The following is a 14,675-nucleotide window of genomic DNA, read 5'->3' on the forward strand; positions in this document are numbered from 1 at the left end:
CTCTCTCAAAGATGAAGCCGGGAGAGACAGTTTCGCAGCAGCAAAATCGAAACCTTTAACTAGAGGTTAGAAATGTACAATAATATCTTAGTAGCGTTATCTCTCGAACATGGCATCAGTGAAAACGCGCTCTCGGCAGCACACGCCCTTGTATCCGACGGCGGAAAAATTACTGCCGCGCATATTCACGAACCACCGAATAGACAGATTATGTACTATATGGATGAAGGGATCGCCGAGAAATCCCTCCAAAAAGCAAAGGCGAGCTTGTCCGAACGTTTGAAAGATGAAATCGGTGTTTCTTCAGTTTTGATCGAAAGCCAGTCGGCAGGTCGGGCGATCACTGAATACGCCAACAAACACGGCATCGATTGTATCGTCCTCGCGTCGCATAGACCCGGGATGAAGGAGTTCTTCTTGGGCTCTACTGCGGCTCTTGTAGTTCGCCATGCCAATTGTTCGGTTCACGTGCTACGGCAGTAAAACTGCCGGACGTAATCATCCGACCTAATACCCCTATGAAAACCGTAGGAGATTTTTGAGGGGTCAATGTAACCATAGGGAAGGCAATTAACTGTAATTGAAACCGTCGATTGAGTTTTTCGCCCTTGGTTCGAGCTGATAGTAACCCGTTTTCAAAAAAAGGGGTAGAATTGTCCGGAATCAATATTCCTGCCTATCACTCAGAGTCCACGGGCATCAAAAAAGCTAGGCTGAATTGGATTATCAAGGTAGCTCCAGTTTCCAAATCTCAGTCATTTAGCACTTTTGGTTACTATTGAAAATTTCCTGCCGGATTTTCACTTTTCCTCCCGATGATGCGAATAGGCATCAAGTGAGAATTAAAGCAGGACGTTCACGCCGGGGAGGATGACCCCGGCGTGAATTATTACAATTCACAATAATCTCCAAAGGGACATGTCAGTTTGTGGGTTATTCCGAAGGCGGTCAAAAAAATGATTTTCCAGGCGAAATTGAAATGACAACGCGGTGACATCGCGACCTCGTTACTTGGATTTAGCTGCTACCTGGAGATAATAAGGGGCAATTGAATGCAAGCCTGGTCGTTACTGATCCTCCCCCAATTGAAGTGGTCCGCCGTTATGTTTAGGAAAACGGAGGATTCACGATTTGAAACAAGCGACACAAGCCAGAGGAAATTGTCACGAAGCTACGGCAGATCGGGTATTTTCCGCAAAAGCTGGAACTGTTGGCTGGCACCATTCGCGACAATATCGCCCGCTTTGACGGCGATGCGCAAGATGAAGACGTCATTGAGGCGGCCTGCATCGCTGGCGTGCATGAGATGATCCTGCAGCTTCCGGACGGGTATGCAACTCAACTCGGGTTTGGATCAGCCCCATTATCTGGTGGACAGCTGCAACGTATTGGCCTTGCCCGAGCGATCTTTGGAAAGCCGCGCTACGTCATCCTCGACGAGCCCAACTCAAACTTGGACGCTGCGGGAGATGACGCCCTGTCGCAAGCAATCGTGTCACTTCGCGAACGTGGTAGCACCGTTGTGGTCATGGCACATCGACCCAGTGCGATTTCGGCCGTCAACAAGGTGCTGGTACTGCATTCTGGACGCGTTGCTGAGTTCGGTGACAAAGAAAAAATTCTGCAAAAAACGGTGCGACCGCCGCAGAGCAAACCGGCACCATCCGTCGAAGGTGTATAAGTGATGATTGCAATGCAAGGGCAGGGGCCTCAGCTTAAGACGTCAACAGGCTGGCCGGGCCTGTTGGGGATGGCAGCGGCAGTTACACTGCTAACCGGAGGAACATGGTGGGCCAATACCACCGAGATCAGCGGTGCCATAATAGCCCAAGGATCGGTTGAGGTTCAGGGCAGACCCAAAGCCGTTCAGCATCTCGATGGTGGGATCATCGAAACACTCCACGTCCGCGATGGGGAACAGGTCGAGCAGGGTGATGTGCTCATAGAGCTTGATGATACACTTCTTAAGGCGAACATGGCGATCTATCGAACGCGCTTGTCGGAGGCTATGGCTTTAAGGGACCGACTTCTCGCGGAGCAATTGGATTTGACCGAGATATCCTTTGCTGAGATTGATCCTTTACTGACCGAGGAAGCTGTCCATGTCCATCAAGCGGGGCAGCAACAGATATTTCAGGCTCGTATTGAACTGGAAAATGGTCGGAAGGAGCAGCTTGCGGAGAAAATCCGACAGTTTGAGAACCAGACAATTGGGGTGAACGGGTTAATCGAGGCTAAGGAGCGCCAGCTTACCTACATCAATGAAGAAATCGCGGCACAGACAACACTTACAGACAAAGGTCTCTCAAGGGCCAGCCAACTCAGGTCTTTGCAGCGCAACGAAGCGGACCTGTTGGGTCAGATCGCTGAGCATAAATCGGAACTTGCGCGCATACAAAATTCTGTCCGAGATACCGAACTGGAGCTTCTTCAAGGCCAACGCCAAACAAAAGAAGAGTTGGTCACTCAGTTGCGAGAGACCATCACCTCGATACAGGAATTGCGGCAACAGATTCTGACCACACGCAAACAGCTTGATCGGGTCGATATTCGTGCTCCGAACAGCGGCCGGGTGCACGAAATGCAGTTCAGTACCGTGGGTGGCGTTGTATCACCTGGCGGCTTGATTTTACAGATCGTTCCATTAGACGAGGGGTTTGTGCTGCGCACCCGGATTGATCCCTCTGCAGTGGACCAAGTGTATATCGGTCAGCCTGCGAATGTACGGTTTCCAGCATTCAACCAAAGGACGACGCCTGAGTTGCGGGGATCGGTGACCGGCATCTCTGCCTCAACATCCGTTGACGAAGCGACAGGGCTGTCTTTCTATTGGGTGACCGTGTCAGTTGAACCTGAAGAGCTTGCCTGGCTTGGGAATCAGGAACTGGTTCCGGGTATGCCGGTAGAAGCATATCTGACGACCTCGGACCGCACTGTACTGAGCTACCTGTCCAAACCTCTGCTAGATCAGGTGAATCAAGCGTTTCGAGAAGAGTGATAAGAGTAATTATGTTAATTTTTCGATAAGAACGCTTTGCTTTCTATGACAGCTTTTGCGTTTTCGGCTGAATGTCCCTTGTTGACTCTCTCGGAAAGAAAAGCCGTTCGCACAGGCTTCTTGGAATCGAAATGGTTGTACAAATTAGCACGAATTTCCTTGGATTAAATTTGGTTGATCCAAAGTCCTCACTGACCCGGCGCGGATGAGCCCGTCGGGCGAAGCAATGCACCTGATCTGAGCCTGGTGCAAAACTTTGGGACCACAAAATGACTAAACACGAGTATTCTCTGCATTAATGGTATGAACAGCCAATTGTTCTTGATCCGGAACAAACTTTTAACTGGAAAGTAGAAAGAGCAATTACAAAGATCGCGGAATGGGTTCTTGACCTTGGCATTACATACGAAAATGGCACTAACGTGTTCATGTCGTACTCAAAAGAAAGAACCAAACAGTAGATTACTCCGCAGTAAAAAAGAGAAATTCTGGAAGTGCAATATTTTCTGTGCATACTCCGATAAACCAACCTGCGAGCGGAAAGCTCTCGACTTTTTGGCGAATCAAATACCCGTGTTGGGCAAAGTGATGAATCTTATGCCATAGGCACACGTGCCCAAAACGCCTTTGAATTCTCTGACGCAGAAGGAGCAGAAACTTGTCGAAACCAATATTCCCAATTTCGGAGATGTGAGCGACGAAGCCAAAAGTGCTTTCGGGGGAATGTTCCTGGCCTTGGCTCAAGACATTTCTCTTGCGCGGGCCCGAGATCCAGAAATTCGAAAATCTGCCGAGAAACTTGAGCAATTGTGGAAAGAACAAGAAAAAGAGCGCGCGCACGAAAGGCGTGTAGCTCGCCAGTTTCGTAAACTCCCTGCTGGAACAGTCTTATAGACCAGCGTGGCCAAATTGGGTGATCTCGGAGAGAGAAGGCGATCGAACCAAGCGAACCCTTTACGTTCAATACGAAACTGAAGAATTCTATAAAGACCACGACCGGGATGTTCGTGAAAGATTCAAGCTCCTAACAGCAGAGCGTGCGGACAGGGTTTCTCCTGAAACCCTGTCCGCTCATGAAGTTCTTCAAGCGATAGCCCAATCCGAGAACTTAAAACTACTATTCCCTGATCTCCCGTGACGCGCCACTTCACTGAAATCATGTCATCCGATGGTATTGATCACACCGTAGAACTTTTCTGGCTGTAACTTGGAGCGGGGCGTCTTATTGACGACCCCACCGACACCTTCCGGCGTATATGAGTTCAAAGGCTTGGTGTTTTTGCGCGTCAAATGGGTGCGCTACTGTCACGACAAAAGTCTCAGCAGAATGTGCGCGTCGTGCCACTGTCCACCGTAGAAAACGGCGAGCACGCGGACGACTTTCCTTTCATCGTCAACGTCGAAATAGGTGATCGCTTTGTGCTTGGTGACATTCCGTACACCCACTCCAAAGTGCGGCCGGAGAGTGCCCTGATGTGGAACCTTGATGAGATCTTCTAAGCTTTGTTCGATCTCGATGACGCGCTTCTCTGCACGACGAAAAGCAGACTCGGGATCTTCACCGAAGTGCTCAGCGGCTTCAACGAGATAGTCAAAAATGAGATCGAGATCGGCATCGATTTCTTCTGCGCGAACGACCCTATAGACCACGCTCAGCCCGCTTACGCGCGATCATATCTTTGGTGCGCTTCTTGCCTTCATCCAAGCTGACAAAGTTGCCACTGCGACGCTGGTTCAGAAGCTCTCTTAGCGCTTCAGTGTTTTGCGATTGCTCACGCAACAATTCAAGCCCATGTTGAAGAACGGCACTCAGGCTGGAGTAGTGACCGCGTGCGACCAGGTCACGTGCATAGGCATCTTGAGATTCCGTCAGAGAAATAGATGCTTTGACACTCATTTTAGCCCTCCTGTACTACTGAGTAGCATGGAGGGGTGGTGAGTTGCCGTCAACAGGAGAGCAGGGTATGGCCGGTTCAATTTCGAAAGAAGAGCAAGACAGACGCCGTGAGAACTGGCGTCAGGCAAATGCCTCTGTACGGATTGAAAAGGGCATGATTTCTCCAGAATTTTTGGCCCTACAAGAACGCCACATCACCGGAGAGATATCCGACGAGGAACTCGATGCAGAGTTGCTTCGGATTCATCCGAAAGGCGGTTGGTAAGAGTTGTCAGGTTTTAGCAAAGCGAAAGATAGATGGCTGATCCCATGAGCATAACGAATGATCGCATCGCAGCCTTTCTGAAGGGCTATGCTGAGCTGTGTGAAAATCACGGACTCATCATCAATAGCAGCGGCTATCCGATCGCTTTGAGTGAGCCCTGGCTGATGAGAACAGTGGAAGCGACACGGAATCCGGACGACTCAGTCACACTTCGCTATGAAGCGAATGTCCATGAGTATGCGAAGCGATCCGTGATCAATTCGGCCGCTGTGCCATGTGGCTTTATCAATTTCTTATGAAATTTCAATGCTACCCGCTTGTTTCGACGTTTGGTGAAAAGGGCTTCGAGCACTTCGCCTTCGTGATCTACAGCGCGCCACAGGTAGTGTAGCTTGCCATTGATCTGCACAAACACTTCGTCAACGTGCCATTTCGATTTTGAGTATTCCCACAATTGCTGAACCCGCTTTCTGCGAATTTCCGATGCAAGCATTGAGCCTAACCGGTTCCACCGGTACCACACCATTTCGTGGCTCACCTCGATACCGCGTACATGTAACGGGTCCTCGACCTTTCGCAGCGAAAGTGGAAACCGAACGTACAGCAGCACCGCCAAGCGGATAACTTCGGGACTGATTTTGACGTACTTGAATGGTGATCGTCTATGAATTGATGGAGGCTAAGAAAACCCCCTGCCCCCTCAAGACAAGTTCTTCTAATAGGACCACCATGTGTCCGCTAAACCGCGTCACCGGACTTAACTCTCCGCCCCAATCTTACAAGTTCGGGAACTTTTTTCGAAAACTTCTATTTTTCTCAAAAATATCACTAAGGGTTGAACGCACATCAGGAGGAACTGCAGTAAAGCGCACCGTAAAACAACCATTGTCGTCGCGCGTATCCAGGACTTTACCGTAGAGAATCAGAGTGCTTTCAGAGCCGTTTTGCCACTCGATCTGAAACTGGAGATCGCTGAAAGGTTTTGGTGCTGTCTTGGTTTGCATGCACGCTTCGACGGAAGAAAGCTTCAGAAGTTGGCCGTCCTGCGCTTCACCCACGACCTGTTTGCCAACGACCGTTCTGTACGAGAGCGCAAGGGGTGGGTCGATTTCAGCCATTTCGACAGATTGCGAAGAAAGGGTGATCGCATAGGTACCACCCATGCCAATCAATTCATGAAGCTTCAAAGGATTGCCAGCACCTTTGGGTTCGACCGTGCGCATCGTTCCTAGTTCAAGTGGCGTTTTGACGGCTTCGCGCGTTTTGTCTGCGATCAGGATCTGGCCACCGACGGTGTAGCTTTCGATTCTGGCAGCCAGGTTGGTTGTGCTACCCACAACGCTGTATTTTGCGCGTTTGTCTGAACCGATATTGCCAACAACGACTTCACCAGTGTTCAGTCCGATTCCCATCTCAATCTCAGGGAAACCGTTTCTGAGATTCCATTCGTTTACCCAACCCATCCTTTGTTGCATTTCCAACGCACACGCCAAAGCTCGTTCAGCATCGTCGGGTCGTTGCAAGGGCGCACCAAAAACCACCAAGATCGCGTCGCCGATAAAGGCATCAATCGTGCCATTGTATTTCTGGATAACGTTGGTCATTTCGCTGAGGTATGTATTCAGCATTGCCACAATGCTCTCCGGCGGCAACTCGTCAGAGAGGGTCGAGAACCCCCGCAGATCTGACATCAACATGGTAACCGTGGTTTTCTTCCCGCTGAAGTCCACCCCATCCGCCGATTTCAACAACTGGTCCACAACTTCCGTGGCGAGAAACTGACCGAACGTCTGTTCAAGAAATTTTGCGTGAACCTCAAGCTGCTCAGTCCGCTCGCGAACTTTTTCTTCCAGATGTTCAACGATCTCAGCATTGCGCATTGAAACGGCAATCTGTCCTGAAAGCAGCGACAGCAGTTGCGCTCGTTCCGGTTTGAAGGCCGAACTCACCAGATTGTTTTCCAGATAGACTAGGCCAATCAACTCGTTCTGGTGGAGGATAGGCTGACACAGAACGGAACGCGTTTCGTTTTGCTGAACGTAGGGGTCAACCATGAAACGCTCGTCAAGCTGAGCGTCGTCCACCAGTACGACCTCGTGCGTTCGCGCCGTGAAATTGATTACGCTGGTCGGGACAATTCTGGATCCTTGGTCGGAATCGAGAGGTACGGGTGTCTGGAGTGTACCTCCCTCGGAAGTAACGCTGACTTCTGTCTCGATCATCAGTGCGTCACCACGTGCAAGTAAAAGCACGCCGCGTTGGGCACCGGCATTTTCGATCAGGATTCCAAGTAACCGGTCCAGAAGCCGCCCCACTACCACTTCCGCTGAAATTGTCTGCGCCGCTTTCAGCAGCGTATTCAGGTCAAGATCCTGCCCGAGGAATTGGTTGGTCGCTTTTTCGGTGGTTGCGGAATAGCTTTCGTTGAGCTGTTGCGTGGTCGCGCGACGATCACGATGTTCCGTGAGCAACTGAGGAAACTCCAGCTCAAGCTCCTCTACTTTGCGATGAGCACCCCAAAGGCGATAGGCATGCCGCGCATCACGTAGGTACATCAAGCCGATCCTTGCATTGGGTCGACGGTTTATCACGTAACGCGCGGCCAGTTCACACGCCAGGGCCTCATCCTGCAGAAAGCGTCCCCTCTGTGCTGCGTCAATGGCCGCGTCATACAGGTCTAGCACATCTGCATCATTGCTATTCAGGCGCGCAATTTCCGCCCTCACCATAAGGGTTTTAGCCAGGAAGTTGTCCGGACCGGACTCCGCCCATTGGTTCAGCCTTTCGTGATTTGCTTCCAGACGGTTTTGCATATCGGGATCGGGCTTGCCATCCCGAAGAATCGCGGCGATCGAAAGCGATTGATAGAGAAGGTGGTCGGCAAGGCAGGGGTGGTTGACGACAAAGCTGAGGATCGGCTCCACCAAACGCGTCTCAGCAAGCGCTTCTTGCGGTCGTCCGAACACATAAAGGGCTTGGGCTTTTAGAATTCTATAGAAACAGATGGCCATTGACATCTGGTTCTCTTCACACCTTGCCAGAAACGTCGCTTCGTCCAGATCTTCGGTGGAAAAATTCGTGCTGGATTGCGTACGTCCCGCCAGCGTTGAAAGCACCAGCCGATATGCATTTATTCCTGCCGCGGCACCGTGGTTTTGCGCCCGCTGGAGGGCGTCCAACTGGGCGGGCATTGCATCCAGTATTTCTTCAAGCGGTTTGCCCGCGAAACTGTCAATTACGACGCGGTACATTACCAGATAACCCGCCCAAAGAATGTCGCCTGAATCCATCCCCTCGCGATAACCCCGTTCGATCACGGGTATCGCATTACGTACATGTTGCACCCACGGGATGAGCTCCACGCCGGTAACCAGACACACAGTTGCTGTCGGGGCACGTGCACCAAATTTGTCGCAGAGCCGCAAGGACAGCTCACCGAATGCCGCACCCTCGCGGTACTTGCCCATGAACGCGCCGAGGATTAGGCCGAAATTGGCAAAAAACAGTGCAGATTCCGGCGCGTTACCGTGCTTCAAAGACAATTGTACCGAGGTGCCGACAATTAGCGGGAAAAGCTCTTGGTTGTTCAGGAAAGCCGCAATGGTCAGGTGCCGCAAGCTGCGTTGTGCCAGCGCGATTTCAGGGCTGTCGACGTCCGGGTTGTCAAAAAGCGCCGCCGGGTTTGTGGCCCCAAGCATCGCCGCAGCCTGGCCGATCGCGTTTTGGCCGGCCTCCTCCAGATTGTCGAGGCTCATCTGGACACCGACAAACCCCAGAGCCTTGATTCCTGCATCGATGGCTTCGTCGAACTCCATCAGCAAAGTATGCTGCGCAATACGCGTGAAGTAGATTTCGGCCTTTTCAAGGTCAGTTCGTGCGTGTGCCAACGTTGTAGTGACAATTTCGGTGCATCGCTCGAAATTGCCGGTTAGATATTCTAGCGCTGCGGACAGGCGTTGAGCTTCAAACATCAGCTCATAGTTCTCGCCCCAGCTGTCCGGTCCCAATAGTTCGGAAGCGACGTTCACAAAGGACAGTGCGGCGTCGTAAGCGGCAGAGTCATAGGCTCTGCGCGCGGCAATCAGGTCAAGATGCGCAAGATCCACCTGTTCGGCACGGTCTTCCATTCCGTCTCGGCCGATATTGAGTTGATCGACAACCTCAAAAATTCGGTCATTCAGCTCTTCCGGTGTCAGCCGAGCCCTAAGCTCGCGCCCAATAGCAAGATGTATGCTGTTGTGACCATCAGTGTTGATCAGACCGTAAGCGGCCTGTTGAACACGGTCGTGTTGAAACGCAAACTCTCGTACCACAAGCGGGGACAGGGCGTTGTCCATTTCCGTCACGACTAGGTCGGATAGAGGCTGAATCATCTCTTCCTGAATGGCCGGAAGCAGGCATTCGAAGGCTTCCTGAAGTTCGATCTGTAAGATCAGCGCCAGTGTGTCGATGTCAAAACGATTACCTATACAGGCCGCAATTTGCAGGACGGATTGCGTGTCTTGCTCTAACCGGCGCAGTTTCTCCAACAAGAGGTCGACGACATTGTCGGTGATCTTTGCTGCGCGGATGGCCGGAATATCCCATGTCCATTTCGCGGGTTCATCGAAATTATCCGTCGTTTGCGCAATCAGCGTTTCATGGTGCAGATCCATCAGAAACTGCCGCGTAAAAAACGGGTTGCCCTGGGTCTTTTGCACAACGAGTTGTGCCAAATCGAAAAGCTGCGACGCGTCGCATTGGAGCGTGTCCGCAATCAAATTTGCGACGTCAGACATGCCCAGCGGGGCCAGCGGCAGGCTGGACAGGCGTCCGCCGGCCTCCTCGACGGCATCCAGTGCTCGCGACATCGAATGCATCGCGTTTACTTCGTTGCTGCGATAGGCACCGATCAACAGCAGCCGCCCGATCTGATCGTCGGTTAAAACGACCTTCAAAAGTCCCAGCGTGGCGCTGTCGGCCCATTGAAGATCGTCCAGAAACAGCACAACCACACGGTCGTGAGCACATAGCGCCCGCAAAAACTGGCGAACGGTTTGGTTGAACCGGTTCATCGCCTCTGCGGCATCCAGTTCAGGTGCCTCGGGCTGTGGCCCGATGATAAGTTCAAGCTCCGGCACAACATCAAGAATGACCGATGCGTTAGGAGCCAAAGCCTCGTTGAGTTCCTTGCGCCAAGTTTCGTGACGCGTCTGGCTTTCGGTCAACAATTGCCGAACCAGATCTTGTAAGGCGACCGTCAATCCCGAATAGGGGTCATTTTTCTTGAACTGTTCGAACTTGCCCTTGATGAAGTAACCACGCGCTCGGGTAATCGGTTTATGGACTTCATTCACTAACGCTGTCTTGCCCACCCCCGAATAACCGGAGACCAACATCATTTCCGCTGGTCCCTGACGCACTCTTTCGAACGCTTCCAGTAATGTACGCACTTCGCGGTCGCGACCGTAGAGGCGTTCGGGAACTGTGAATCGCTCACTGCGATCCTTCCGACCGGGTTCAAACCGGTCGAGATGGACACCAAGACGCACGGCTTCAAGGTCGGCGATGATACCTGCGGCACTTTGATAGCGATCCTCAGCCTTTTTGGCCATCATACGCTCGACAACCCTAGACAGCGCTAGCGATACGTCCGGATTTCGTCGATGGGCAGGTATGGGTTCGCGGGCAACGTGGCAGTGTACAAGTTCCAGCTTATCGTCAACTTCAAAAGGCGGTACACCTGTCAACATCTCGTAGAACGTTGCACCCATTGAGTAGAAGTCAGTGCGATGATCAAGCGTTCTGTTCATGCGCCCGGTTTGCTCAGGCGAAACATAGAACAAGGTGCCTTCCAGAACCTCAGGGCTTTTCAGGACCGGATGCTCGGTTGAAAACTGCGTTGCAATGCCAAAGTCAATCAGTTTGACCTCACCTGTGCCCGGATTGATGAGCACGTTTTGAGGTGAGATATCCTTATGGATGACACGCGCCTGATGAATTCCGTCAACCGTGCGAGCGATCTGAATGGCCGTCTCAAGGAACTCTTCGTGTGACAGCGCTCGCGCAGACAACAGATCCGCGATAGAAATTCCATCGAAGTCTTCCAGTACCATCATCAGCGATTTGTTATGACGACGCAGTTCCTGCGCCCGGATAACACCCGGAAGATTCAGGCTGCTGGTAATCTCGAATTCGCTGCGGAAGCGCGCAAGCCTGCTGGCGCTGGGGAAATCGCTTTTGAGGATTTTGATGACGACGCGTTCACCGTCAGAGTCGCGCGCTGCTCGGAACACAAACGAATTGGTGCTTTCATAAAGACGCTCGGACAATTGGAAGCCTGGGACGAAAGACATGTTCATGTTATCCATTTGCGCTGTCACCTACCGACTTTTTGTTTGCACCATAGTATCCTATGCCATGGCCAACTTGCGCAAAATTAAGCTCTGAAAAGTTGCCAAACGGGATGAATTTAGTCAGCTTTGGCAATATCTCCCGCACCCATCGTTCTTGTTCCGTACAGGTCCCGATTTGTGCGCCGGGCAAGTCGCGCCCAACTTCCAGAAAATCGGTCATCGCATCCACATGACCTGTCAGGTACTTATGTTTGCTCGCGCGCTCAAGGCTGCGGGCGGCCAGGTTCCAGAATGGGCTATCCCACCGTGATCCGCACGCATAGTGCCAGGCGATGAACAGAGAATTGCGCAAAACATAAGAACGCATGGTTTGGTTCGCGTGGTCCACGGCGCCCATATCTGGCGCGCTTTGGGGGTGGTATTCCGCCATCCAGCGTTGCGCGTTGCGAACCTGCATGATCGTGGCACCGATGGCAGTGGCCTCGAGTGGTTCGACGAATGATGCCGCGTTGCCAATGGTGAAAACTCGGCCGTCAAACCAGCTTCGACGCATGAAATTCGGGAAACTGACGCGCACGCGTATTTCCGTGGGTTCAACCTGCTCATCTTCGAGAAAGGCGTCGAAATCCGCCAAGACGTCTTCGTCGCTGCTGAGCGAGGGATTGAATACGTACCCGCAAGAGGTCCAGTCGCGCAAAGGGATTTGGAACACCCACCCATGCGGCCGAGCGATCAAACGGGACATACTGGTTTCAGTGCTGGGAGGCAGACGGCGGACCATCGCACGGCCAGTGGGTATCCAATCCATGCGGATGATTTCTGGATCTTCAGGCGCTTGCGCCCAGGCTCCCGCGGGAAATCCACGCGCGTCCAACACAAAGTCACAGTCCAGTTGGCTGCCGTCCTCAAATCCGATCGTAACGCCAACGGGCTGAGTCTCAAGGGTTTCAACCCGGGCATCAAGCTGCTTCGCTTGTACGTGATCAGCAATGACCCCTGTCACACGACCGGCGTCAAAGTGATATCCGAAAAGACGCGGCGGCTGAAACCTGTTCACAAAATCGATGCTACGTGATCCCCATCCTTCATAGTGCGACCCCAGCTTTACCGTGGCGCCACAACGCATTTGGAGCTCGTCTGGTCCGATGCCAGTGACCTCGTCCAGCCAAAGGGGGAAGCGTGGGGTCGTTCCTTCTCCCACTCCGATTGTCGGAATGCGGGAATCGTATATGTGCCAAAGCTCGGCCTTTGGAAAATATCGGGTCATGTGGGCCGCAGCGATGAATCCGGCTGTTCCGCCGCCCAATACAGCAATTTTCATGCAACAGCCTCGTTCGTTAGTGTTTCCGGTGCGCGTAGCATATGCTGGAGTTCCAGCAACAGTATGGCCAGTTCGGGGTCAAAAGGTGCAGCCCGTGTAAGGCTGTCAATCTGATCTGCCATACCGGGGTTTGACGCACCATGCGTCCAATCACCCGTCGCGATCATCCATGGCCACTGGTTGTGCTTGGCAAGCTGTGACTGAAAGGATGCTGCAGCACGGTCTGAATGATCCAGATACCGTTGGAGCAATTGGACACCTCGCGCAGCGGCCGTCATTCCCAGACCGGCATAGGGGTCAAGTGCGCAGGCGCTGTCGCCAATCGCAAACAGGTTGCCCGGCCAGAAAGGGTAATCCTCATAGTGGCGACGGCGATTAGCGGTGCGGCCAAACAGGTGCAGGGGCGTTACCGGCATGGCGCGTGCAAGAACGTCGTACAGACTTCTGTCTGGTAACGCTGCCACTGATGCAAGAAAGGCCTGATCATCGGCCGGCAGTGGGACACCTTCGGGAGTTTGCAGAACCACCCCCCAAAGGTCCTTCTCGGCGCGCATCATCATCCCCGCACGTCCGCCCGACACATGGATCGGCGCCAACGCAAGTCCTTGCCAGCCCGGGGTCTGATCGGGCGCAAGCCGCACCCAACGCGAAACATATTGCCGACCCGGTGCGATCTCGGTCCGAGCGATCTGATGCTGCTCTCCATAAATCGTTTCGAGCCAGCGCGGCAAACGCGAAGCGGTACCGCTGGCATCGACGACCACGTCCGCATTTGCCAAAACATCGGAGCCGCCGGTGGTCGACTTAAGTCTCACACCACAGACGCGCGCGCCATCCTGCGAAACCTCGAGGCCGATAACGCGTTGCCCCGTTTGAATCCTGACATTGTCTGCCTCGCGCAACACCGAAAGCAGCGCTGCTTCGATGACGCCGCGTGAAGCGCCGTAGAGAGTTATGCCGGTTTCTACACGCGGCAACCAACCTGAGGTCACCCGCATGGCAACATCGGAGCCCACGTCATAAGGCACTGCCCCGCGTGCCATCAATTCAGCGCGCCAACTGGGCACCAGTTCGTCAAAAGCAAGGGCGCCAGCTCCCATAAGCATATGCAGACAGTGGCTTTGCGGCACTTCGGCACGTGTTGCGGGTGTGCTATCTGAGGGTTGCGCATAATTCGACCGCTCAAGAACCGTTACTTTGCTAAAACGGTCCTTCAGCATATTTGCGCAAAGCAGTCCTGCGATACCGCCCCCGATGACAAGTGCATGTGCACTTTCCATTCGCGAGTTGGCTGGCTGTGGGACTGCTGGCTCTGGCATTTGGATCAGAACGCGTTTTCGGGAACGTCGTAGGAAATTCGCTCGAAAGTTTGCGACACGACAAATTGGAAACCGTCGGTTTTTCCATCTGCATCGCGCGGGACGAATGGACCGATTATGCGGCGCTGATTGGGATTGAGGAAGTACTGATTGTTATAGTAGTCCCCAGTCGGGAAGTTGAGATGAAACAGGTAGGTTCCGGGGGAACTCTCAACACCGTGGACCTTTATGTCACCGGTGATCGACTCGCAGGACTTGCCATCGACTTGAAGCTCAAATTCACGCAGAACAAACAGATCCTTGAGCGCTTCGCCGTGCTCGTGCTCTTGTATCAACTCGTCCAGGCTTCCAAGGTCTTCCTGCCGGTAATGCATGACTTTTCCCGGCTCTTTCCAGTCGATCGTCAGGATGCTGGGCCCGGTGTAGAGATAATTCCCTTTGTTGTCATAAACGATTGAATGGCCCGTCCACATTCCGATCATGATGTCGAAAGGGCGGGCATAGTCGAAATAGCTGCTGCTGGTCATCTCCGCATTCCTC

Annotated in this window: 12 protein-coding genes and 1 pseudogene; 6 read left to right on the plus strand and 7 right to left on the minus strand. The window is 52.8% G+C overall.

The genetic code is table 11. The features are described 5' to 3' along the window. Positions 1-72: 72 nt before the first annotated feature. The 4 genes from ABLN94_RS18740 (at position 73) to ABLN94_RS18755 (ending at position 3,892) form a co-directional block, all read left to right on the plus strand. Entirely contained in the window at positions 73-483 is a 411-nt protein-coding gene (locus tag ABLN94_RS18740) for a universal stress protein (RefSeq protein ID WP_352995305.1), read from the plus strand. Between the two features lie 676 nt (positions 484-1,159). Further along, entirely contained in the window at positions 1,160-1,681 is a 522-nt protein-coding gene (locus ABLN94_RS18745; protein WP_352995408.1) for an ATP-binding cassette domain-containing protein, read from the plus strand. 3 nt (positions 1,682-1,684) lie between these two features. After that, a complete protein-coding gene (locus ABLN94_RS18750; RefSeq protein ID WP_352995308.1) occupies positions 1,685-2,998 on the plus strand; it encodes an HlyD family type I secretion periplasmic adaptor subunit in 1,314 nt (437 codons plus the stop codon). 612 nt (positions 2,999-3,610) lie between these two features. After that, a complete protein-coding gene (locus ABLN94_RS18755; protein ID WP_352995311.1) occupies positions 3,611-3,892 on the plus strand; it encodes a hypothetical protein in 282 nt (93 codons plus the stop codon). Positions 3,893-4,303: 411 nt separating this feature from the next. On the opposite strand, the gene ABLN94_RS18760 is transcribed toward ABLN94_RS18755, so the two are convergent. Both ABLN94_RS18760 and ABLN94_RS18765 read right to left on the minus strand, forming a co-directional pair. Beyond that, entirely contained in the window at positions 4,304-4,648 is a 345-nt protein-coding gene (locus ABLN94_RS18760) for a type II toxin-antitoxin system RelE/ParE family toxin (RefSeq protein WP_352995314.1), read from the minus strand. Then, positions 4,638-4,895, minus strand: a complete 258-nt coding sequence (locus ABLN94_RS18765) for a ribbon-helix-helix domain-containing protein (RefSeq protein WP_352995317.1) — start codon at positions 4,893-4,895, stop codon at positions 4,638-4,640. The genes ABLN94_RS18760 and ABLN94_RS18765 overlap by 11 nt, the downstream gene beginning before the upstream one ends. Before the next feature lie 67 nt (positions 4,896-4,962). Between ABLN94_RS18765 and ABLN94_RS18770 the strand changes: the two genes are divergently transcribed. Then, a complete protein-coding gene (locus ABLN94_RS18770) occupies positions 4,963-5,160 on the plus strand; it encodes an antitoxin VbhA family protein (protein ID WP_352995320.1) in 198 nt (65 codons plus the stop codon). Between the two features lie 32 nt (positions 5,161-5,192). Beyond that, complete coding sequence (locus tag ABLN94_RS18775; protein WP_352995322.1) at positions 5,193-5,459, plus strand: hypothetical protein; 267 nt, start codon at positions 5,193-5,195, stop codon at positions 5,457-5,459. Here ABLN94_RS18775 and ABLN94_RS18780 read toward each other — a convergent pair. The 5 genes and pseudogenes from ABLN94_RS18780 to ABLN94_RS18800 form a co-directional block, all read right to left on the minus strand. Continuing rightward, positions 5,399-5,830, minus strand: a pseudogene (locus ABLN94_RS18780) (IS6 family transposase); the annotation flags it as partial. The gene ABLN94_RS18775 and the pseudogene ABLN94_RS18780 overlap by 61 nt on opposite strands. Before the next feature lie 106 nt (positions 5,831-5,936). After that, complete coding sequence (locus tag ABLN94_RS18785; protein WP_352995325.1) at positions 5,937-11,495, minus strand: AAA family ATPase; 5,559 nt, start codon at positions 11,493-11,495, stop codon at positions 5,937-5,939. Between the two features lie 7 nt (positions 11,496-11,502). Continuing rightward, a complete protein-coding gene (locus tag ABLN94_RS18790) occupies positions 11,503-12,816 on the minus strand; it encodes a tryptophan 7-halogenase (RefSeq protein WP_352995328.1) in 1,314 nt (437 codons plus the stop codon). Next, on the minus strand, positions 12,813-14,036 hold the full coding sequence (locus tag ABLN94_RS18795) for an FAD-dependent oxidoreductase (protein WP_352995331.1): 1,224 nt from the start codon (positions 14,034-14,036) through the stop codon (positions 12,813-12,815). Before ABLN94_RS18795 ends, ABLN94_RS18790 begins: the two co-directional genes overlap by 4 nt. Positions 14,037-14,140: 104 nt before the next feature. After that, entirely contained in the window at positions 14,141-14,662 is a 522-nt protein-coding gene (locus ABLN94_RS18800; protein WP_352995334.1) for a hypothetical protein, read from the minus strand. Positions 14,663-14,675 lie beyond the last annotated feature (13 nt).

The organism is Ruegeria sp. SCP11 (genome assembly GCF_040329455.1).
Classification (GTDB): Bacteria; Pseudomonadota; Alphaproteobacteria; order Rhodobacterales; family Rhodobacteraceae; genus Ruegeria; species Ruegeria atlantica_E.